The organism is Arthrobacter sp. NtRootA1 (assembly GCF_019976975.1).
Lineage (GTDB): Bacteria > Actinomycetota > Actinomycetes > Actinomycetales > Micrococcaceae > Arthrobacter > Arthrobacter aromaticivorans.
On the sequence record NZ_AP024630.1, the window covers coordinates 3,517,425 to 3,538,966 of the forward strand.

The window sequence follows — 21,542 nt, forward strand, 5'->3', positions numbered from 1 at the left end:
AGGAGCAAGTCCTAGTCCTCCAGGTCCACCTCGCGGACCATGTCGGCGCCAATGCCCGCCTTGATGGCTTCCAGTACCTGCTGCGGAACAGAACTGTCAATGGTCAAGAGCGCAAGCACCTGGCCACCCTCGGTCTGGCGTGCAACCTGCATGCCGCCGATATTGATGTTGTTCATGCCCAGAATATGGCCGATGGTGCCAATGACACCGGGACGGTCAGCGTAGGCCACAACCACCAAGTGTTCACTGATGGGGATTTCCACGTCATAGCCGTTGACGCCAACGAGCTTCTCCACTTGCTTGGGTCCCGTCAGGGTACCGGCAACGGAGATCTGGGAACCGTCACTGAGCGCACCACGGATCGTGAGGACGTTGCGGTAGTCCTCGGCGTCCGGGGTGGTGATCAGGCGGGTATTAATTCCGCGCTGTTCTGCGATGACAGGGGCGTTGACGTAAGAGACCTGCTCCGTGACGACATCGGCGAAGACGCCCTTCAAGGCAGCGAGCTCGAGCACCTTGACGTCCAGTGCGGCAATTTCGCCGGCAACCTCGACGTCGATCTGGGTCAGCGAGGCGTGGGTCAGCGCCGTGAAGATCCGGCCGAGCTTTTCGATCAGCGGGATGCCGGGACGGATGTCCGGAGCGATCACACCGCCTGCGACGTTCACAGCATCCGGCACGAGCTCTCCGGCGAGGGCAAGGCGTACGGACTTGGCCACCGAGACACCGGCCTTTTCCTGGGCCTCGTCCGTGGATGCGCCGAGGTGCGGGGTGACCACCACGTTGTCCAGTTCGAAGAACGGCAGATCCGTGCTGGGTTCCTTGACGAAGACATCCACGCCTGCTCCTGCGATCTGGCCTTCCTTCAGGGCGATGTAGAGGGCTTCCTCATCTACCAGGCCGCCGCGGGCCACGTTGATGACGTAGGCCGTTTCCTTCATCTTGCGGAAGGCGTCGGCGCCAAGCATGCCCACGGTCTCCGGCGTCTTTGGCATGTGGATGGTGATGAAGTCGGAGTTTTCCAGGAGTTCATCCAGGGTGACCAGCTTGACCCCGAGCTGTGCGGCACGAGCGGCCGTGATGTAGGGGTCGTACGCCAGGATCTCGGTTTCGAACCCCTGAAGGCGGGCTGCGACAAGGGCGCCGATACGGCCCAGGCCGATGATGCCGATCTTCTTCTCGAAGAGTTCAATGCCGGTGTACTTGGAACGCTTCCACTCACCGTTCTTCAGCGCGGAGCTCGCCTGGGGAATGTGGCGTGCAAGGCTCAGGATGTGGCCCACCGTCAACTCGGCTGCTGACACGATGTTGGACGTCGGTGCGTTGACGACCATGACACCGGCCTGCGTCGCGGACTTGATGTCCACGTTGTCCAGTCCCACGCCGGCCCGGGCGATGACCTTAAGGTTCTTCGCAGCGGCAATGGCTTCGGCATCAACCTGGGTAGCCGAACGAACCAGGATTGCGTCGACGTCGGCGATGGCGGACAGCAGCTGGGAACGGTCGGCGCCGTCGGTTTGGCGGATTTCAAAGTCCGGACCCAATGCCTCGACGGTGGCGGGTGAAAGTTCCTCAGCGAGGAGGACGACGGGTTTGGTGGCTGACACGGGGTGGCACCTTACTTTGGACAACTTTGGGACAGTACTGGACAAGGAGCGGATGCGGGGGCCCGGACACGACGCCGGGACCAGCCCAGAATATCGAACCTGGACAAGGATTCCGGTGCCGGTGAACGATGTTACGGCCCGGTTGAGATTGTTGTGAAGAAATTCACAGGACGCCGTGTTGGGAGGAACGGCTGCGGAACGGCGACGCCCGCCCGGCATTGTTTGCCGGACGGGCGTCGGTTTCAGGCTTTAGGCACTGGGAAAGATCAGCGGGCTGCCGAGCCCTCGACGTAGTCCTCGTCCTGCTGCTGCCAGGAGAACAGGGAGCGCAGCTCGCGGCCAACCTCTTCGATCGGGTGCTGCTCTGCCTTGGCACGCAGTTCCTTGAACTCGACGGCGCCGTTGTCCTGGTCGTCGATGAAGCGCTTGGCGAATGCCCCGCTCTGGATGTCCGCGAGGACAGCCTTCATGTTTTCCTTCACCTCGGGAGTGATGACGCGGGGGCCGGAAACGTAGTCGCCGTACTCCGCGGTGTCGGAGACGCTCCAGCGCTGCTTGGCGATGCCACCTTCCCACATGAGGTCAACGATGAGCTTGAGCTCGTGAAGGACCTCGAAGTAGGCGATCTGCGGCTGGTAGCCGGCTTCGGTGAGGGTTTCGAAGCCGTACTGGACCAGCTGGGAAACGCCACCGCAGAGGACGGACTGCTCGCCGAAGAGGTCCGTTTCGGTCTCTTCGGTGAAGGTGGTCTTGATGACACCGGCACGCGTGCCACCGATTGCCTTGGCGTAGGACTTGGCAAGGTCCCACGCGGAACCGGAAGCGTCCTGCTCAACAGCGATGATGTCCGGGATGCCTCGGCCGGCTTCGAACTCGCGGCGCACGGTGTGACCCGGAGCCTTCGGAGCGATCAGGATGACGTCGACGCCGGCAGGGGCCTGGATGTAGCCGAAACGGATGTTGAAGCCGTGGGCGAAGGCCAGGGCCTTGCCTTCGGTCAGCTTGTCCTTGATGGAGTCGTTGAAGATCGCGCGCTGGTGCTGGTCCGGCGCAAGGATCATGATGACGTCAGCCCATTCGGCGGCGTCGGCAACGTTCTTGACTGTGAAGCCGGCGTCCTCTGCCTTGGCGGCGGACTTCGACCCTTCCTTAAGGGCGATGACAACCTCGACGCCGGAATCGCGCAGGTTCAGTGCGTGGGCGTGGCCCTGGGAACCGTAGCCGACAATGGCGACCTTGCGACCCTGGATGATCGACAGGTCTGCGTCGTCGTCGTAGAACATTTCAGTCACTTGCGTAACTCCTCTTGAGTGGTTTCTGGATATTGATGTGGTGCTGCGGTACTGGACGCAACGCTCGGCATGGCATGCTATCGCGGGCCTTTGCCTGTTTCTTACGCGGAGCGTAGCGCCCTGTCACTCATGGAGCGGGATCCCCGTCCAACGGCCAGGGTGCCGGACTGCACGATTTCACGGATGCCGAACGGCTCAAGCACTGAGAGCAGTGCTGCGAGCTTCTCGGGGGTACCGGTTGCCTCGATCACCAACGAGTCTGTAGACACGTCGACGACGGCGGCACGGAACAGGTCTGCAGCTTGGGTTACCTGCAGGCGTGTCGCGGCATCCGCACGTACCTTGACCAGGATGTGGTCTCGCTGTACGGAAGATTCGGAAGTCAGCTCAACGATCTTGATGACGTTAATCAGTTTGTTGAGCTGCTTGGTGACCTGCTCGATGAGGTCGCCGTCGGCATCGACGACAACTGTCATGCGGGACATGCCGGGAACCTCGGTGGGTCCCACAGCCAGTGAATTGATGTTGAATGCGCGCCGGGCGAAGAGGCTGGCTACGCGGGTCAGCACGCCGGGCTTGTCTTCGACCAGAACGGACAGTGTGTGGCGGCTCATGCCTAGTCCTCCTCTTCCCATTCCGGGGTCATGTTGCGGGCAACCTGGATCTGGTCATTGCTGACGCCTGCGGGCACCATCGGCCACACCATCGAGTTGGGGCTGACAACGAAGTCGATCACCACAGGGCGATCGTTGATTTCGAGTGCCTTCTGGATGGTGGCATCGATGTCTTCGTCCCGCTCACAACGCAGTGCGGCACAACCGTAGGCATCCGCCAGCTTGACGAAGTCCGGAATGCGGACGGTGTCGTGGCCGGTGTTCAGATCCGTGTTCGAGTAACGGCCTTCGTAGAACAGTGTCTGCCATTGGCGGACCATGCCCAGCGAGGAGTTGTTGATGATGGCGACCTTGATCGGGATGTTGTTGATGGCGCAGGTGGCCAATTCCTGATTGGTCATCTGGAAGCAGCCGTCACCGTCAATGGCCCAGACCACGCGATCCGGTTCGCCAACCTTGGCACCCATTGCTGCCGGAACCGAGTATCCCATGGTTCCAGCTCCACCGGAGTTCAGCCAGGCGTGGGGGCGCTCGTACTTGATGAACTGTGCAGCCCACATCTGGTGCTGGCCAACGCCGGCCACGTAGATACCTTCCGGACCTGTGAGCTCGCCGATGCGCTGGATCACGCGCTGCGGTGCCGTCAGTCCGTCCTCGGGCTCAGTCCAACCCAAGGGGTACGTGTCGCGCAGGTTCCCCAGGAACGCCCACCATGCGCCCAGGTCCGGCGCACCGCTCTGCTCGAACTGCGTCTTCACGGCCTCGGTCAGTTCCGGAATGATTTCCTTCACCGAACCGACAATCGGGACATCGGCAGTCCGGTTCTTGGAGATTTCCGCGGGATCAATGTCTGCGTGGATGACCTTGGCGAAAGGAGCGAACGTCTTCAACACACCAGTGACTCGGTCATCGAACCGGGCACCGAGGGTGATGAGGAGGTCAGCCTGCTGCAGGGCCGTAACCGCAGATACGGAACCGTGCATGCCGGGCATTCCAACATGGAGGGGATGCGAGTCCGGGAAGGCGCCGCGGGCCATCAGCGTAGTAACTACCGGCGCTCCTGTTGCCAGTGCCAATTCCATGAGTTCGGCAGAGGCGTGGCCCTTGACCACACCGCCGCCCACATAGAGAACTGGCTTGCTGGAAGCGGCGATCAACTTGGCAGCTTCACGCACCTGCTTGCTGTGGCCACGCACCACAGGCCGGTAACCCGGCAGGTCAACCTTCGGAGGCCAGGAGAAAGTCATCTGGCCAACCTGGGCGTCTTTGGCAATGTCCACCAGGACGGGGCCGGGACGGCCGGTGGAAGCAAGATGGAAGGCTTCGGCCATCACATGCGGGATGTCGTTGGGGTCGGTCACCAGGAAGGAATGCTTGGTGATGGGCATCGTGATACCCACGATGTCCGCTTCTTGGAAAGCGTCCGTACCAATGACACCGCTGGCGACCTGGCCGGTAATGGCCACCATCGGCACGGAGTCCATGTGGGCATCCATGATGGCGGTAACGAGGTTGGTGGCACCGGGTCCCGAGGTGGCGATGCAAACGCCAACCCGTCCGGTAACCATGGCGTAGCCTTGCGCGGCGTGGCCGGCTCCCTGTTCGTGACGGACCAGGATGTGATTCATGCTGGAGGCCATCAAGGGGTCGTAGGTGGGCAGGATCGCGCCACCGGGCAAACCGAAAATATCGTCCACGCCGAGTTCTTCGAGCGAACGGACAATTGCTTGCGAGCCGGTCATCACCGTTGGGGGTACAACGTTGTTCGGCCCAAGTACAGGAGAGAGAGGTGCAGCAGTGTCGACGACGACGGCTTCAGCCGTTCGGTCGACCTTTTCCGGAGCCTTTGGGGCTCCAGCGGACTTTGCAGCCATCAGCGAGGGGCTGATCGGCGATCCTTTGCTCATCGGACTCTTCCTTTGTGGATCTTCAGTTGATGGGTCTTGCTTCGGGGAATAAAAAAACCCCTCAGCCTTTCGGCTTTTCGAGGGGTTGCGCGTGACAGTTCGTTACCAGTCGGGCTAAGCCACGCGCTTGGTAAGTACGACGACGCCGACGGTAACGAATGAGATCATGCGTTCAGTGTTCCCTCTAAGTGAGATACGTGTCAATTGACCACAAGCGTATCTCACCATATGGACAGCCGCGTCCGCCTGCCGGACTCCCCCGGCCCGAGGCAGACGGAGTCCGGACGAGGCATCAACCGCAGTAAGCGCCCGTCGAGGCGCTGTGGACCAACTTTGCGTACTTGGCCAGGACACCCTTCGTGAACTTCGCCGGCAGGGGCTCCCAGCCAACCTTGCGGGCTTCAAGCTCAGCTTCGTCCACCAGGAGATCGAATGAACGTGCCGCGATGTCCACACGAATGCGGTCGCCGTCCTGGACGAAGGCGATGGGTCCGCCGTCGACCGCTTCAGGCGCAACGTGGCCGATGCACAGACCGGTGGTACCGCCCGAGAAGCGGCCGTCGGTCAACAGCAGCACGTCCTTGCCCAGGCCAGCTCCCTTGATGGCGCCGGTGATGGCGAGCATTTCGCGCATACCGGGGCCACCCTTAGGTCCTTCATAGCGAATGACTACGACATCGCCCTTGTGGATCTCACCATTGTCCAGTGCGTTCAGGGCCCCTTGCTCGCGCTCGAAGACACGGGCTGTGCCCTCAAAGACGTCGGCGTCGAAGCCTGCGCTCTTTACCACAGCCCCTTCCGGAGCCATCGTGCCGTGGAGGATGGTGATTCCACCGGTCTTGTGGATGGGGTTGTCCAATGCCCGAAGGATCTTGCCGTCAAGGTCCGGCGGGTTGATGGAGGCGAGGTTCTCGGCAAGCGTCTTGCCTGTAACGGTGAGGCAGTCACCGTGCAGCAGCCCGGCGTCGAGAAGCGCTTTCATGATGACCGGCACGCCGCCGATCTTGTCCACATCAGTCATGACGTAGCGACCGAAGGGCTTCAGGTCGCCGAGGTGCGGGATTTTGTCGCCAATGCGGTTGAAGTCATCCAGTGTCAGTTCAACGTCGGCTTCGCGGGCAATGGCGAGCAAGTGCAGAACCGCGTTGGTGGATCCGCCGAACGCCATGGTGACCGCGATGGCATTTTCGAACGCCTTCTTGGTCATGATGTCGCGCGCAGTAATCCCTAGGCGAAGCAGGTTCACCACGGCTTCGCCGGACTTGCGTGCAAAGTCATCGCGACGACGGTCTGCCGAGGGCGGCGCAGCCGAACCCGGGAGTGACATGCCCAGGGCCTCGCCAATGCAGGCCATTGTGTTGGCCGTGTACATACCGCCGCAGGCGCCTTCGCCCGGGCAGATTGCCTTTTCGATACGGTCAAGGTCTTCGCGGCTCATCTTGCCGGCGGCGCAGGCGCCAACGGCCTCGAAGGCATCAATGAGCGTGACTTCCTTCTCCGAGCCGTCCTCGAGCTTGACCCATCCGGGCATGATTGACCCCGCATAGAGGAAGACGGAGGCGAGGTCCAGCCGGGCAGCAGCCATGAGCATGCCGGGAAGGGACTTGTCACAACCAGCCAGGAGAACCGAGCCATCGATGCGCTCGGCCTGCATCACGGTTTCGACAGAGTCCGCAATAACCTCACGGGAAACGAGCGAGAAGTGCATGCCCTCGTGACCCATGGAAATACCGTCCGAGACGGAGATGGTGCCGAACTGCATAGGGAATCCGCCACCGGCGTGGACGCCTTCCTTGGCGCCCTGCGCAAGACGGTTGAGGGAAAGGTTGCAGGGGGTAATTTCATTCCACGAACTGGCCACACCAATTTGCGGTTTGGCGAAGTCGTCATCCCCCATGCCCACTGCACGGAACATGCCACGCGCGGGAGCGGCGTGAATTCCGTCAGTTACGACCCTGCTGCGGGGCTTGATGTCCGGTTTGGTATCTGTCGCAATTTGGGTGGCATCGCTCATGGTCCAAAGTCTATGTGTCCAAGGAAGCGGCCCACGACGTAATCGACCCGGATTAAGCACCAAGAGAAGAATATTTCCTCGGCGCCGGTGGAAAACCCGCCATTTCCACGAAGTCGCCAACTGCATCACAACCGGGGTTGGAAGGCCCCTAAACGCTGGACACCCCATTTGCGGCCACGTAACGTCGGAAATACCACTAACTGCACCCTGTGAGCAGAAGGGCCTCACCATGGACTGGTTGATTTGGGTCATTGTTATTGTGCTGATCGTCGCGATTGTTTGGTGGCTCCTGAGCCGCAACAACGCCAGGAATTCCTCACCTGCATCATCGGGCGCTGCTCCGGGCACCGGGGCTCCCGGACGGCCGGGCACTGCCGCGCCAGCTGCCATGGAACCCAGCGACACGATGTCGATGCCCGATACCGCCGCGGCAGTGGCTGGGGTAGCGGGCCTGGCTGGAGTCACGAATATGGGCAAGGCAGCGGCTGAGGGCAGCGGCCCCGTCGAATCAAGTATGGAATCGCGAGTCGAAACCGAAGCTGGACCGCCGGTGGACGAACCTGTCGTGGAAATGCCCGAGGTCGACGAACCAGTGGTCGATGAACCAGTGGTGGACACGGATGCGGTGGACACGGAGGCACAGGTCACTGCCGGGGATGTGGATGACTGGGAGGCTACCGGAACGACGGCATCTCCACCCAGGGCGGCCGAGCCAGCAGTAGCGGCGCCAGTGGTTTCCGAGGCCGCAGTGGCGGAGCCCGGAGTTTCCGAACCAGCCGTTTCCGAACCAGCGGTTTCCGAATCCACTGAGGGAGTGACCGCGGATGATGTAACGCGCGCCGATGACGCGCCCACGGTGGACGAGTCAGCGGCCAACGCCGCAGACGCCAACGCCGCAGATAAGGCTGAGTGGGAATCCTCGTGGACGGATGCAAGCGGCAGTGCGGTCCACCACCACGAATACACCGATCAACACTCGGCCACGCTGGCGGGAGCGGAAACCGCAGCTGCTGAAACGGAGGACGACGATTCAGCTGCACCAACGGGCCATCTCGCCGCCGAGCATCCTTATGGGGTTGGCTCAGCAGGAGCCGCAGCAGACGGCAGTAGCCCCGGGGGCTACCCAGTGAAGGCCGACGCTTCGACCATGACCTATCACGATGAAGATACCGCCGGCTACGCCGAAGCTACGGCGGATGTGTGGTTTGAGTCGGCCGCGCATGCGGAAGCGGCCGGGTTCCGCCCTCCTCCGCGGAACAGGCACTGAGAACGGAACAGGCACTGAACGGAACAGGCACTGACGGAAGCTGAAAGACCGCAAGCGGCATTGCTCCGCAGAAAAACTGACTCACTTCCGGGAATCGTTCGCAGGAGAGCGATATGGGCAGATATGCAGTAAAAGCTGGCGGCCCACCCGCCACAGGTTTCTGCCGGTTGGTGCCCTCCCGGGCTGCAGTCCTGTTTCTCGCGGCTTTTCTGCTGGCGTCTTGCACGGGTAGTCCGTCGTCGCCAGGTTCCGCGGCCACCCCTGGCGGCTCCATTAGCTCCAGCATCCCCGTGTCGCCAGGGACCGGCACCACCTCCGGGTCGGTACCGCCTGCCGTTCCACAAAAACTGGAGATACAGCAAAAGCTCGACGCCGGCTTGCAGCTTCCGTGGTCCGTCGTCTTCCTGCCGGACGGCACAGCCATCGTGTCAGAACGCGATTCGGCCCAGGTCAAAAGCATCCGTGACGGCCGGACAACCACCATCGGGGAGGTTACCGGCGTCGTGCCTGGTGGTGAAGGTGGGCTTCTGGGCCTTGCCCTGTCTCCTGGCTTCGCCAGTGACCACTGGCTTTACGCCTACTTCACCTCGGCCACCGACAACCGGATCGCCAGAATGCGCTTGTTGGAAGAGCCAAGAGGCACTTTGAGGCTTGGCAGCCCTGAAGTGGTCTTTTCCGGCATATCAAAAGCTTCGACCCATAACGGCGGCCGTATCCGCTTTGGCCCTGACGGATTCCTGTATGTGGGCACCGGCGATTCGCAGCGCCGGGAACAGCCGCAGGATACACACGCCTTGGGCGGAAAGATCCTGCGGCTGACTCCTGAGGGACGCGCCGCTCCGGGCAACCCGTTCGGTGATAACCCTGCCTATAGCTATGGACACCGGAATGTTCAGGGCTTGGCGTGGGACAGCGAAGGAAGGTTGTGGGCCAGCGAGTTTGGTCCGGACGTGGACGACGAACTGAACCTGATTACCCCTGGCGGGAACTATGGGTGGCCCACAGTGACGGGAGCCCCGGGCCGCAGCGGGTTCATTGATGCCAAAGTTGTTTGGCCTTCAACCTCTGACGCGTCGCCCAGCGGATTGGAAATTGTCGACGGCGTGGCCTACACGGGCGCCCTTCGCGGCGAACGGCTTTGGGTCGTCCCGCTTAACGGCGAGAATGCGGGTTCGCCTGTGGCTTACTTCACAGGCGAGTATGGTCGACTAAGGGACGTCGCCAAGGCTCCCGACGGGACGCTGTGGGTCCTCAGCAACAACAGAAACCCTGATTTTGCGCTGATTTTGAGACCCTCATCGTGAATCCAGATCCCTTGGTACCGCCGATTTCCCTCATCCGCCGAAGTCGTGTAGAGTTACATGTCGTTGCGGAGATCGCCGAGGGAACAAAGCCCCCGGGTTTGGTCGAATTCAACAGCTGCACCTCTAGCTCAACTGGCAGAGCAATTGACTCTTAATCAATGGGTTCCGGGTTCGAGTCCCGGGGGGTGCACCAAGGGAAGGCCTTGGAGTGATATTCACTCCAAGGCCTTTTTTCATTACTTCATTGCGCCCGGACACTACTCATCGTGGAATGCATCACGCCGGGATGATGCTGGTTAGCGGCGGTCAAAATGTGGTGTAGAGTTATCTGTCGTTGCGGACGTCAATGGAGAATATGACTCCTTCGTATTGACCGAAACAATAGCTGCACCTCTAGCTCAACTGGCAGAGCAATTGACTCTTAATCAATGGGTTCCGGGTTCGAGTCCCGGGGGGTGCACAGAATAGTAAAGGCTCCGGATCGTTGCTACGCTCCGGAGCCTTTACTGCTTCCTGTGGACTTTTCTGCTTTCCCATGCCCGGAAAATTCTTTACCGGCGTGGGTCAGCGGATAAGTCACGTTCAATTGGCCACGTTCGGGCGGGTCGGCCTCAAGGCTGCGGGTTGGCATCCCCCGCCGAGCCGTCAAGCGCGGGTATTCCAGCAAGGCCCCGGACGACGATCTTGAGTTCGTCGCGCAGCCGGGCGGTATCGACCTCAACCAAGGCGAGCACGTCCTGCTCAAGCCGCACCGCTTCGGCCAAAGCTGCAGAGCCGGCGTCGGTGAGCGTCACAACGTGACTGCGGCGATCCGAGTCGCTGCGCTGACGACTGACATGCCCGTGCAGCTCAAGCCTTGCAAGAGTAGTGCCCATGGTCTGCGCTTTGACCCTGGCAACTTCAGCCAAAGCAGCCTGCGTAATGGGCCCTTTCGCAGCAAGGACTTCCATGGCGATCACGCCGGCATGCGTCAGTCCGATGTTCTTCAATTTTTCATTCCATGAGATTTCCACGAGCCGCGCAGCCGTTGAAAGCAATCGCGTGGTGGGCCATCTCTCCATATCTGGCATGCCGACAGTATATGCGCGCGGAAGCTGCTGCCGTTGCTTCTGGCCACTAAGCTGGGGAGTCGCGAACGTTAGCAAGGAGCAAATTATGGCGGAACGTCTTATTCCCGGCGATGTAGCCCCGGACTTCACACTTCAAGACCAAGATGGCAACGACGTCAGTCTTTCCGACTTCCGTGGACGGAAGGTCATTGTCTACTTTTATCCGGCAGCATCTACGCCCGGCTGCACCAAGGAGGCCTGTGATTTCAGGGACAACCTCGCATCCCTCCAGACTTCTGGTTATGAAGTTGTGGGAGTCTCTCCAGATTCCGTGAAAGCACTTGCCAGGTTCGCGGGGGAAGAACAGCTGACGTTCCGCATACTCTCGGACGCAGAGCATTCGGTGGCCGATGCCTATGGCGCTTGGGGCGAGAAAAAGAATTATGGCCGCACCTACATGGGCCTCATCCGTTCCACCATCGTGGTGGATCCGGACGGAAAGGTCGGCTTGGCCCAGTACAACGTCCGAGCCACGGGGCACGTCGCCAAGCTTCGTCGCGACCTCAAACTCGACAAGTAGCGGGTACACTGGAGGCCGGAAGAAGGCTACGGTCAGCCCATTGGGCAGTCCAGTGGCCGGCCAGCGCGAGTGGTGAAATTGGCAGACACGCAGGATTTAGGTTCCTGTGCCTTCGGGCGTGGGGGTTCAAGTCCCCCCTTGCGCACACAGTTACCCCCGGTTCGATGAGCATTTCATTCGGACCGGGGGTGTTCTTTCCTCAAGCAGACGGGGACCATGCCGGGTTATAGGACAAAACGTGTGTAAATCCCGGGTGTGTCATGATCGTCCGGCCCAGCCTGCGCGGTGCCAGAGGCCTTCATCGGGGCTGAGGCCGGTGCTGTAGATCTCGGGGCCGGGCTCCGGTTCTGTGGTTGTGCTGGCGTTGGTCCTGCCGGGTTTGTAGTGCCGGTTTTCGATGAGCTTCGCCGGGGGCCGGGGTTGGTCGCTGTGGAGGTAGAGGTACCACTCGATGGCGCGTTTTTGGTGGTCCTCGCTCATGCCCCGGTGGGCCCGCAGGATCAATCGGAGTTGCGCGTTGGTGCCTCCTTCGATCCGGTTGGTCGTCGAGGCGATATCCAGTCCGGTGTATTCAGCCTGCAGATAGGTAAAGAGGGTCCCGGCTTGGCCGAGTCGTTCCAGCAGCCGGTAGGCCTTGCGGAGTCTGTCGTGGGTGTACCACCAGGTTTGGTTGGCCCGGACCCATCCCGGAGCCATGGCCGTAGCGGTGCGGTAGGTGCGGGCCTTGACCAGATGCCCGTGTTCCTGATGCCAGTCATTGAGACCCGCGAGCCAGGCGGCTGCTTCGGCGGGGGCTTTGATCCTGGTCAACGCCCGTCCCAGCCGCAGCAATGCTTTGCCCGCATCCGTTCGGGGCCGGCTGGTCAGGTAGGTCCGGACATTGCGTTGGACATGGACCAGACACCGTTGGACCGCGGTTTCTGACCAGCACTCCGACAGGGCTGCGGCGATCCCCGAACCGCCGTCAGTGATCACCACGCGAGGGGCAGGGAACCGTTGCAGCAGCGCCGCCCACGCGGCCTTTTTCTCGGTGTCGCACCACTGCCAGCCAAGCACGTAATCACCGGCAACAGCGATCAGGCAGCACCACGACCCGACAAAGATCCCATCGACCTGGATCTGGTCATGGACCTCCCCGGTCACGGGAATGCGCGGGGCGATGTTCCAGCACCAGGCCGTGCGCCGTCGGAAGGACCGGGCCGTGCCGAACATGGTCAGCGACGACTGGCCTGAAGTGCCTAACAACCAACCAAGAAACGCCTCCAGCTCAGCGCGACGGCTGACATCCGGACGTTGACCGGAACGGCTCGCCCCGCAGTTCAGGCACCGGTAGCGCTGTTTGCCCGCTGCCGTTTTCCCGTTCCGTACCAGCGTCTGGCCGCAGACCAAACATTCCCCAGATATGCAAGCACCCCAGCCACCCTAAGCTCCAAAAGCTTAGCTATCCCGGAATTCGCCCGCCAGCGCTGGAAAGCAGGCCCAACCAATACACACGTTTTGTCCTATAACCCACCATGCCCGCAACGCGCCTGAACCGGCACCGGGGGCGTTCAACTAGACTGGAATGCGGTCTGGCCGAAGCCGGCCACAGCACTTCCGACCGGCTTGAGGGGACAAGAGTGGCAAGCAGCATGATACGGCGGCTGGGAATACTGTTCACGGCAGTCTTCGTGATTTTGGGACTGGCATCATGTACCGGAACGCCGGGACCCGCGGCCTCATCGTCGGCAAGCAGCACGGCAGTCGCGGAGCCGACGGCTACCTTTAATTTCGGTACAGCATCCATGCCGTTGGGCCTCGACCCTGCAATGACAGCAGATTCGGAGTCATATCGCGTGACCCGCCAGGTCCTTGAGGGACTTGTAGGCGTCGACGGCACCACCGGGCAGACTACCCCCCTGCTCGCCACGGAATGGAAAGACAGCAACAACGGGCTGAGCTACGACTTCAAGCTCCGTGAAAAAGTAACCTTCCATGATGGAACGCCGTTCGATGCGGCCGCCGTTTGCGCCAACTTCAACCGCTGGTTCACGTTCCCCGCCGACCTGAGGAAACGAGCGCCAGGAATCTCGTTCCAAAGCGTCTTCAAGGCATATTCAGACGAGCCAGTGTTTTCGATCTTCAAGGACTGCAAGGTTGTTTCCGCCAGCAACGTCCAGATCAACCTCACCCGGCCCTTCACAGGTTTCCTGCAGGCCCTGACGCTGCCGGCCTTTGCGATCTCCTCCCCCACCGCCTTGGAAGGGCAGAAGGCCAACGTCCTGGACAAGGTGCAAAATGGCCAGGCAGTGTCCGCATACGCCGGCCATCCGGTGGGGACAGGTCCTTACGTATTCACTGCCTGGGACGAACACAAGATCACGCTGACCAGCTACAAGGGCTACTGGGGCAACAGGGGCCAAATCGGCGTTATCAACTTCATTCCTTACGACCACGCAGAAACGCGACAGCAAGCGCTCCTGGACGGCAAGATCGACGCCTACGATCTAGTGACGTCCGGAACCTTTGATCAACTGGTCAAAAAGGGTGTCCAGATCATCCAGCGTGACCCGTTCTCGGTGATGTACCTCGGCATGAACCAAGCGGTTGCACCCTTGGACAAGCTGGAAGTCCGCCAGGCCATCGAGATGGCTATTGACAAAGAATCGCTTATCCGCAGGTTCTTCATAGACAACACTGCGCAAGCTTCACAATTTGTTCCCCCGAAGCTCAGTGGTTTCAACAACAATGCCCCATCTTTGGGATACAACCCGGAGAAGGCGAAGGAGCTTCTGGAGAAGGCCGGCTACAAAGGCGAGGAACTGAAGTTCTACTATCCGCTGAACGCCACGCGGGCCTACATGCCCACGCCAGAGAAGATCTATGCCGAGATCAGCCGGCAGCTGGTAGCCGTCGGCATCAATATCAAGCCGGTTCCCGTGGACTGGGAGGACGGCTATCTCCAAAAAGTGCAGTCCCCTGGCGATCACGCCTTGCACCTCCTGGGATGGAATGGCTCCTATGCGGATGCTGACAACTTCCTGGGCCCGCTTTTCGGCGAGGCCAGGGGTGAGTTCGGTTATACGGATTCGGAAGTTTTCCACAAGATCGAGCGGGCCCGCGCCCTGCCCGACGGCGATGACCGCAACACCCAGTACCAGGCCATCAATGCCGAGATAGCGGCGTCAGTACCGGCCGTGCCCATAGCCTTCCCTATCTCTGCGCTTGCCCTGTCCGACAAGGTGGAAAGCTATCCCGCTTCACCTGTCCTCAACGAAGTTTTCACAAACGTCCGCTTAAAGCCTTGACGATTCCCTGTAATTTCAGTATTGCGTCTGCCCGGGGATATTCTGTGACAGCCAGTGCCGCCGCTAACGGAGATTGATCGTGACCTTCATTTCCAAGAATCAACATGCCGACGTCGTCCTTATTGGCGGCGGAATCATGAGTGCCACCCTTGGTGCGTTCATCAAGCAACTCGAACCCACCTGGACCATCTCCCTCTTTGAACGACTCGATGAAGCGGGACTCGAAAGCTCCGGACCATGGAACAACGCCGGCACCGGACATGCTGCGCTGTGTGAGCTTAACTACTCCCCCGCGGCCAAGGACGGCTCCGTGGATCCTTCCAAGGCCATCCACATCAATGAGCAGTTCCAACTTTCGCGCCAGTTCTGGTCCCATCTAGTGGACAGCAATGTCATTGGCTCCCCCAAGGGCTTCATCAACACTGTTCCGCACATGAGCTTTGTCATCGGCGAGGACCACGCGAACTTCCTGAAGACCCGGTACGAGGCCCTCAAGCCCAACACGCTGTTCCGCAGCATGGAATACACCGAGGACCAGGACAAGATCGCCAAGTGGGCGCCCCTTATCGTCAAGGGCCGGGACCGCAAGCAGCGCGTTGCCGCTACCCGTGCGGCGGAAGGCACCGACGTCGATTTCGGCGCACTGACCCGTGAACTGACCGGCTACCTGCGGAACACCGGCGCCGAAGTCAACTTTGGTCACGACGTCACCAACATCCATCGTGCATCAGGTGGCGGTTGGGATCTTTCCCTCAAACACCCAAAATCAGGTGAACACGGCCGCATCCACGCCAAGTTCGTCTTCGTGGGCGCCGGTGGTGGCGCGCTCCACCTGCTTCAAGCCTCAGGCATCCCGGAAAGCAAGGGCTATGGCGGATTCCCCGTCTCCGGCCAGTTCTTCCGCTGCACAGACCAGTCCATCACGTCGCAGCACAGCGCCAAGGTCTATGGCCAGGCGTCCGTTGGCGCCCCACCCATGTCCGTCCCCCACTTGGATACCCGGTTCGTTGATGGCAAGCGTTCCCTCCTCTTTGGGCCGTACGCTGGTTTCTCCACGAACTTCCTGAAGACCTCCAGCTACCTGGACCTCCCGCTGTCCATCCGCCCGGGGAATATTATTCCGATGCTGGCAGTGGCCAAGGACAATATGGACCTCACTGCGTACCTCATTAAAGAGGTGGCCAAGCGCCACGAGGCCAAGGTGGAATCCCTGCGTGAGTACTATCCCGAGGCCGTCGGCGGTGATTGGGAGCTGATCACTGCAGGCCAACGCGTCCAGATCATCAAGAAGCACCCACAAAAGGGCGGCGTCCTGCAGTTCGGCACCGAAGTCATTGCCTCCCGCGATGGATCCATCGGTGCGCTGCTGGGCGCATCTCCGGGAGCCTCCACTGCTGTTCCGATCATGATTGAACTGCTGCAGAAGACGTTCCCCAAGAACTTCAAGGGTTGGCAGTCCAAGCTCAAAGACATGATGCCCGGCTACGGCGTGAAGCTTAACGAGAACCCTGAGCTTGCCGCCGAGCTTGAAGCGAGCACTGCACGGTCGCTGCAACTGGAAGTGGCCAACGCCCTCCAAAGCTAGGCCATCCGGAGCTGCGGCCGGTTACCGTCAGCCGAATTATTCCGTAGATCCCAGGAGACTATGCAATGTTCCGCCTGGCCACGCTGTCCCTGGGAAACCGGGCCCTGATCGCGCTGATCACCGTCTTTGCGGCGGTGTTCGGCGTGATCACCATGGGCTCGCTCAAGCAGGAACTCATTCCGTCCATCGAGTTCCCGCAGATCACGGTCATTACCTCGATGCCCGGTGCTTCTCCCGAAGTGGTGGACAAACAACTGAGCAGGCCCCTTGAGACGGCCCTGAACAGCGTCGAGGGACTTGAGTCCACCACCTCCACATCCCGCAATGGTGTTTCGCAGATCACCATGGTGTTCACGTACGGCTCGAACCTTGACCGTGCACGGAATCAGATCGACCGCGCGATTTCCAACGCCAAACGCGTTCTTCCGGCCGACGTCGAACCTCAATCCATTGCCGGCAACATCAGTGACTTCCCCATCGTGTTCCTGGCTGTCTCCTCGGACAAACCGCTCAGCGAACTCAATGCCGACCTCCAGCGCTTGAGCGTTCCCCGACTGCAAAAGATCGACGGCGTGCGTGGCGCCGATCTGACTGGCGGCTCCAAGCAGCACATCCTGATCCAGCCCCGCACTGCCGATCTTGTGGCGAAGGGTGCGTCCATCCAGTCGATCAGCAGCGCACTGAAGAACAACGGCACGCTGGTTCCTGTGGGAACCATAGAGGACCAGGGCAAAACCCTGTCCCTGCAACTCGGCAGCCCGGTTGATTCCCTCGATGTCATTAAGGGCTTGCCGATATCGGGTGCCAAGGATGCCGCCACCATCGGAACTGTGGCTGACGTCAGCATCGAGGACGACCCCGCCACGTCCATCACGCGCACAAATGGCAAGCCAACGCTGGCGCTGTCAGTCACCAAGAAGCCCGAAGGTGACACCGTGGCGATTTCGCACGCGGTGCGGGATGCACTTGCGCCGATGGAAGCAGAGTTGGGGAACAACGCTGCGTTCACGCCCGTCTTCGACCAAGCTCCCTTCATAGAGAAGTCCATCAAGGACCTCACTACCGAAGGGCTCCTTGGCCTGGGCTTTGCTGTCGCTGTCATCCTCGTCTTCCTTATGTCCGTTCGGTCCACGTTGGTTACCGCGGTATCGATCCCGCTTTCCCTCTTGATCACGTTCATTGGCATTTCCGCCACGGGCTACTCGCTGAACATCCTCACTCTCGGTGCGCTCACCATCGCAATCGGCCGCGTCGTTGATGATTCGATCGTGGTGATTGAGAACATCAAGCGGCACTTGAGTTATGGCGAGCACAAGCTGGCTGCCATCCTGACCTCCATCCGGGAAGTTGCCGGCGCTATCACTGCATCCACCCTGACCACAGTGGCTGTCTTCCTGCCCATCGCGTTTGTGGGTGACCTGGCAGGCGAGTTGTTCCGGCCCTTTGCCCTGACGGTAACCATCGCCCTGTTGTCATCGTTGCTGGTTTCCCTCACGATCGTTCCCGTCCTGGCTTACTGGTTCCTTCCCTCGCCGCGCAAAGATGCCGAAGCGTCAATGACGCGCAACGAGGCTGCGGCGAAGGCCCGGGAGGCCGAGCAGCGTAGCCGGCTCCAGCGAGGTTATTTGCCTATCCTCGCGAAGACGCAGAAGCACCCCGTCCTTACCCTGTCTGCGGCGGCCTTGGTGCTGGTGGCGACGGTCGCGGTATCGCCGCTACTTGCCACGGACCTGCTGGGGAGATCCGGCGAGAACAGCATGACAGTGCGCCAGGTTCTTCCGGCCGGAACGAGCCTGGAGGCCACCAGCGATGAAGCCACCAAGGTGGAGGACATGCTTCGTGGCATGGATGGCATCAAAGACGTCCAAGTGACGTCCGGTAACGCCCAGTCCGGTTTCGCCGCGCTAACGTCCACTGGCTCCTCCAACTCGACCTTCACAATCGTTACGGACGAGAAAGCGAACCAGAAGAAGCTTCAGGATGATGTCCGCTCCAAGCTCCAGGGTGCGGCGGGCAAGATCAGTGTGGGTTCCCAGCAGGGCGGATTTGGCACATCATCCACGGTGGACATCACCATCAAAGCCGCCAATGCCGCTGATCTCCAGTCTGCAAGTGACGCCATGGTCAAGGCGATGCAGGACGTACCCGGCAGCACCGAGGTGTCCACCAACCTTTCGGCGAACCAGTCCGTCGTCCAAGTGCGCGTGGATCGCGCGAAGGCAGTGGCCGCCGGACTGACGGAGGAGCAAGTGGGGGCTTTCCTGGCGTCGACCGTCAGCCCGGTCCCCGCAGGTACGGTACGCATCGAGACCAACGACTACCCCGTCCAGATTGGTAAGGGAACACGCTTCACCACCATCACCGCGGTGCGTGCACTGCCACTCCCGACGGCGCGTGGTCCTGTGACGCTGGAGAGTATCGCCACCGTCGAACAAGTCGACACGCCTGTGTCCATCACGAGCAGCAACGGCCAGCGGACCGCGAAGGTAACAGTGACGCCAGCGGGGTCCAATTTGGGCAGCGTCAGCACCGAAGTGCAGAAGCGGTTGGCGTCCGTTGAGTTGCCTGCTGGCGTAACAGCTGCCATTGGTGGTGCCACGACGCAGCAAGCCGAGTCCTTCCGTCAGCTTGGCTTGGCGCTTCTGGCCGCGATCGCGATCGTCTACGTGATTATGGTGGCTGCCTTCAAATCGTTGGTGCAGCCGTTGATCCTCCTGGTTTCTGTTCCCTTCGCCGCGACAGGCGCTGTGGGCTTGCTCTTGGCTACGGGCGTTCCTCTGGGGCTGCCATCGCTCATTGGCATGCTGATGCTGGTTGGCATCGTGGTCACTAACGCAATCGTGCTGATCGACCTCATCAACCAGTACCGCAAACCCCACAACGGCACGCCGGGCATGAGCGTGGCCGATGCCATTACCCACGGCGCCCGTCAGCGCCTGCGGCCCATCCTGATGACGGCATTGGCAACAGTGTTCGCGCTGACTCCCATGGCCCTGGGCCTCACTGGTGGCGGTGGTTTCATTTCGCAACCGCTGGCAATCGTCGTGATCGGCGGCCTGGTGTCTTCGACGGCGCTGACACTCATCCTGGTCCCCGTCCTATACAAGTTGGTAGAGGGACGCCGAGAGAAAAAGCAACTCCTGAAGGAATTGCAACACCGTCCCGAAGTCACACCCGGTATGGGAAATGGCGGGAACAGCAAGGACGACTTCGCCGATTGGACCACCGGCATGGTGCCCCGGATTACGGGACGCCGGGCGGCTAACAACCCCGCGGAGTAGAGCCGCATCAGCAGCCAACGGGGCCGGGAACAATTCGCGGCCCCGCCCTGTTACAGGCAGTGATACATGCAAATGCATCTAGTTTGAGATACACTGCTTACAGAGCCCGGGACCACGGGCAGGGAGAAAGGCACATCATGCAGATCGGCGTATTCAGCGTCAGTGACATCACCACTGACCCCACCACGGGCCGCACGCCCACGGAGAACGAACGCATCAAGGCTTCCGTTGCCATCGCCAAAAAGGTCGAAGAAATCGGCATGGATGTCTACGCCATTGGCGAGCACCACAACCGGCCCTTCTTCTCCTCCTCCCCCACCACTACCCTGGCCTACATCGCAGCCCAGACCGAGCGCATCACGTTGTCCACGGCCACAACCCTGATCACCACCAATGATCCGGTCAAGATCGCCGAGGACTTCGCGATGCTGCAGCATCTCTCCGATGGCAGGGTTGACTTGGTGCTTGGGCGCGGAAACACAGCGCCTGTGTACCCCTGGTTCGGAAAGAACATCCAGGACGGGATCGAGCTAGCGATCGAAAACTACAGCCTGCTCCGCAAGCTGTGGGATGAGGATACGGTCAATTGGTCGGGCAAGTTCCGCACACCCCTGCAGAACTTCACGTCTACGCCGCGCCCCTTGGACGGCGTTGCCCCGTTCGTCTGGCACGGCTCCATCCGCACGCCGCAGATCGCCGAGGTAGCCGCCTACTACGGTGACGGTTTCTTCGCCAACAACATCTTCTGGCCCAAGGAGCACTACCAGCAGTTGATCGGCCTTTACCGCGAGCGCTACGAGCACTATGGGCACGGCACGGCCGATCAGGCAATCGTGGGCCTGGGTGGCCAGTTCTTCATGAGGAAGAACTCCCAGGACGCCGTCAAGGAGTTCCGCCCGTACTTCGACAACGCACCGGTGTACGGTCACGGTCCTTCCTTGGAGGACTTCACCTCCCAGACTCCCCTGACCGTGGGCAGTCCGCAGGAAGTCATCGAGAAGACGCTCACCTTCCGTGAGTTCTTTGGCGACTACCAGCGGCAGTTGTTCCTGATCGATCACGCAGGCTTGCCCCTGAAGACCGTACTGGAGCAGCTTGACCTCTTCGGCGAGGAAGTCCTTCCCGTGCTTCGCAAGGAATATGCTGCCTTGAAGCCGGCCAACGTGCCGGACGCGCCTACCCACGCTTCCCGCGTTGCTGCGGCCATGGAGGCAAGCGTCAACGAGTCCGCTCCAGCTGGAGCCCAGGGTCAGGAGGCCTGATGTCCAGACCTTCGGCGTCCTCCGCCGTTCGCCTCGCCGCCGAGACCTGGGAGTCGCTCTTCCGCTCCCAGGTGGCGGTAATGCGGAAACTTCAATCAGGTCCGGCGTTCAAGTCCCTGCCCGTCAAGGAGTATGACGTCCTGTTCACGCTCTCGCGATGCCCTTCCGGACAGCTGCGGTTGAACGAGATCAATGACAAAGTGCTGTTGAGCCAGTCCAGCCTGAGCCGTTTGGTGGACCGTCTGGAGAAGCGCGGTTTGGTGGAACGGACAACAGCGCCCGACGACGGCCGTGGAGTGCTGCTGTCCCTGACCGAATCAGGCAGCGAGTTGCAGAAAACGATTGGTCGGGAACACGTGCGTGACATTGCCCAACTCGTCGGGCCGGCGCTTACTGTGGAGGAGCAGCGCGAGCTGTTGCGGCTTACGGAAAAGCTGCGGGCCTCGGTGGCAGGACACCAGGCAACGCACGGTTAGGCCTGCCGCTCTCCGCG

The 21,542-nt window shown here is 60.9% G+C and carries 15 protein-coding genes and 3 tRNA genes; 11 read left to right on the plus strand and 7 right to left on the minus strand.

What is annotated here, in order from left to right; genetic code table 11:
• Window positions 1-11: 11 nt before the first annotated feature.
• The 5 genes from serA to ilvD all read right to left on the minus strand — a co-directional run bounded on the left by serA (window position 12) and on the right by ilvD (window position 7,434).
• Window positions 12-1,607, minus strand: a complete 1,596-nt coding sequence (gene serA / locus LDN90_RS15965) for a phosphoglycerate dehydrogenase (protein ID WP_216923891.1) — start codon at window positions 1,605-1,607, stop codon at window positions 12-14.
• Between the two features lie 266 nt (window positions 1,608-1,873).
• Window positions 1,874-2,899, minus strand: a complete 1,026-nt coding sequence (ilvC, locus tag LDN90_RS15970; RefSeq protein ID WP_216923892.1) for a ketol-acid reductoisomerase — start codon at window positions 2,897-2,899, stop codon at window positions 1,874-1,876.
• A 101-nt stretch (window positions 2,900-3,000) separates the two neighbouring features.
• Complete coding sequence (gene ilvN / locus LDN90_RS15975) at window positions 3,001-3,513, minus strand: acetolactate synthase small subunit (protein WP_216923893.1); 513 nt, start codon at window positions 3,511-3,513, stop codon at window positions 3,001-3,003.
• A gap of 2 nt (window positions 3,514-3,515) precedes the next feature.
• Entirely contained in the window at window positions 3,516-5,420 is a 1,905-nt protein-coding gene (locus tag LDN90_RS15980; protein WP_223946331.1) for an acetolactate synthase large subunit, read from the minus strand.
• Window positions 5,421-5,712: 292 nt separating this feature from the next.
• On the minus strand, window positions 5,713-7,434 hold the full coding sequence (gene ilvD / locus LDN90_RS15985) for a dihydroxy-acid dehydratase (RefSeq protein ID WP_216923895.1): 1,722 nt from the start codon (window positions 7,432-7,434) through the stop codon (window positions 5,713-5,715).
• Between the two features lie 229 nt (window positions 7,435-7,663).
• Here ilvD and LDN90_RS15990 point away from each other — a divergent pair, with 229 nt between their 5' ends.
• From LDN90_RS15990 to LDN90_RS16005, 4 genes are all read left to right on the plus strand, one after another.
• Window positions 7,664-8,701: a hypothetical protein gene (locus LDN90_RS15990; protein WP_223946332.1), complete on the plus strand. Its 1,038-nt coding sequence runs from the start codon at window positions 7,664-7,666 to the stop codon at window positions 8,699-8,701.
• A 113-nt stretch (window positions 8,702-8,814) separates the two neighbouring features.
• Window positions 8,815-10,005 carry a PQQ-dependent sugar dehydrogenase gene (locus tag LDN90_RS15995; RefSeq protein WP_223946333.1) on the plus strand — a complete coding sequence of 397 codons (1,191 nt, stop codon included), beginning with the start codon at window positions 8,815-8,817 and terminating at the stop codon, window positions 10,003-10,005.
• A gap of 117 nt (window positions 10,006-10,122) precedes the next feature.
• A tRNA-Lys gene (locus LDN90_RS16000) sits at window positions 10,123-10,198 on the plus strand.
• A gap of 194 nt (window positions 10,199-10,392) precedes the next feature.
• Window positions 10,393-10,465: transfer RNA gene (locus LDN90_RS16005), tRNA-Lys, on the plus strand.
• Between the two features lie 151 nt (window positions 10,466-10,616).
• On the opposite strand, the gene LDN90_RS16010 is transcribed toward LDN90_RS16005, so the two are convergent.
• Window positions 10,617-11,075 carry a MarR family transcriptional regulator gene (locus LDN90_RS16010; RefSeq protein WP_223946334.1) on the minus strand — a complete coding sequence of 153 codons (459 nt, stop codon included), beginning with the start codon at window positions 11,073-11,075 and terminating at the stop codon, window positions 10,617-10,619.
• An 85-nt stretch (window positions 11,076-11,160) separates the two neighbouring features.
• On the opposite strand from LDN90_RS16010, the gene bcp reads away from it, so the two are divergent.
• Window positions 11,161-11,634, plus strand: a complete 474-nt coding sequence (bcp, locus tag LDN90_RS16015) for a thioredoxin-dependent thiol peroxidase (protein ID WP_216923897.1) — start codon at window positions 11,161-11,163, stop codon at window positions 11,632-11,634.
• A 63-nt stretch (window positions 11,635-11,697) separates the two neighbouring features.
• Window positions 11,698-11,779 (plus strand) — tRNA-Leu (locus LDN90_RS16020).
• 113 nt (window positions 11,780-11,892) lie between these two features.
• Here LDN90_RS16020 and LDN90_RS16025 read toward each other — a convergent pair.
• A complete protein-coding gene (locus LDN90_RS16025) occupies window positions 11,893-13,023 on the minus strand; it encodes an IS1249 family transposase (RefSeq protein ID WP_223945982.1) in 1,131 nt (376 codons plus the stop codon).
• Between the two features lie 230 nt (window positions 13,024-13,253).
• Here LDN90_RS16025 and LDN90_RS16030 point away from each other — a divergent pair, with 230 nt between their 5' ends.
• The 5 genes from LDN90_RS16030 (at window position 13,254) to LDN90_RS16050 (ending at window position 21,525) form a co-directional block, all read left to right on the plus strand.
• On the plus strand, window positions 13,254-14,921 hold the full coding sequence (locus LDN90_RS16030) for an ABC transporter substrate-binding protein (protein WP_223946335.1): 1,668 nt from the start codon (window positions 13,254-13,256) through the stop codon (window positions 14,919-14,921).
• A gap of 79 nt (window positions 14,922-15,000) precedes the next feature.
• A complete protein-coding gene (locus LDN90_RS16035) occupies window positions 15,001-16,506 on the plus strand; it encodes a malate:quinone oxidoreductase (protein ID WP_223946336.1) in 1,506 nt (501 codons plus the stop codon).
• Window positions 16,507-16,571: 65 nt separating this feature from the next.
• The gene (locus LDN90_RS16040; RefSeq protein ID WP_223946337.1) at window positions 16,572-19,787 is read left to right on the plus strand and encodes an efflux RND transporter permease subunit; all 3,216 of its coding nucleotides are present in this window, start codon (window positions 16,572-16,574) and stop codon (window positions 19,785-19,787) included.
• A gap of 137 nt (window positions 19,788-19,924) precedes the next feature.
• Window positions 19,925-21,049 carry an LLM class flavin-dependent oxidoreductase gene (locus tag LDN90_RS16045; RefSeq protein ID WP_216923900.1) on the plus strand — a complete coding sequence of 375 codons (1,125 nt, stop codon included), beginning with the start codon at window positions 19,925-19,927 and terminating at the stop codon, window positions 21,047-21,049.
• Window positions 21,049-21,525, plus strand: a complete 477-nt coding sequence (locus LDN90_RS16050; protein WP_216923901.1) for a MarR family winged helix-turn-helix transcriptional regulator — start codon at window positions 21,049-21,051, stop codon at window positions 21,523-21,525. Before LDN90_RS16045 ends, LDN90_RS16050 begins: the two co-directional genes overlap by 1 nt.
• Window positions 21,526-21,542 lie beyond the last annotated feature (17 nt).

What these genes read in the sequence shown, in the direction of transcription:
- ilvN (WP_216923893.1), bottom strand. Translation starts at nt 3,513, where the DNA reads ATGAGCCGCCACACACTGTCCGTTCTGGTCGAAGACAAGCCCGGCGTG.
- LDN90_RS16050 (WP_216923901.1), top strand. Translation starts at nt 21,049, where the DNA reads ATGTCCAGACCTTCGGCGTCCTCCGCCGTTCGCCTCGCCGCCGAGACC.
- LDN90_RS15980 (WP_223946331.1), bottom strand. Translation starts at nt 5,420, where the DNA reads ATGAGCAAAGGATCGCCGATCAGCCCCTCGCTGATGGCTGCAAAGTCC.
- LDN90_RS16045 (WP_216923900.1), top strand. Translation starts at nt 19,925, where the DNA reads ATGCAGATCGGCGTATTCAGCGTCAGTGACATCACCACTGACCCCACC.
- LDN90_RS15990 (WP_223946332.1), top strand. Translation starts at nt 7,664, where the DNA reads ATGGACTGGTTGATTTGGGTCATTGTTATTGTGCTGATCGTCGCGATT.
- LDN90_RS16010 (WP_223946334.1), bottom strand. Translation starts at nt 11,075, where the DNA reads ATGCCAGATATGGAGAGATGGCCCACCACGCGATTGCTTTCAACGGCT.
- ilvD (WP_216923895.1), bottom strand. Translation starts at nt 7,434, where the DNA reads ATGAGCGATGCCACCCAAATTGCGACAGATACCAAACCGGACATCAAG.
- LDN90_RS15995 (WP_223946333.1), top strand. Translation starts at nt 8,815, where the DNA reads ATGGGCAGATATGCAGTAAAAGCTGGCGGCCCACCCGCCACAGGTTTC.
- bcp (WP_216923897.1), top strand. Translation starts at nt 11,161, where the DNA reads ATGGCGGAACGTCTTATTCCCGGCGATGTAGCCCCGGACTTCACACTT.
- LDN90_RS16040 (WP_223946337.1), top strand. Translation starts at nt 16,572, where the DNA reads ATGTTCCGCCTGGCCACGCTGTCCCTGGGAAACCGGGCCCTGATCGCG.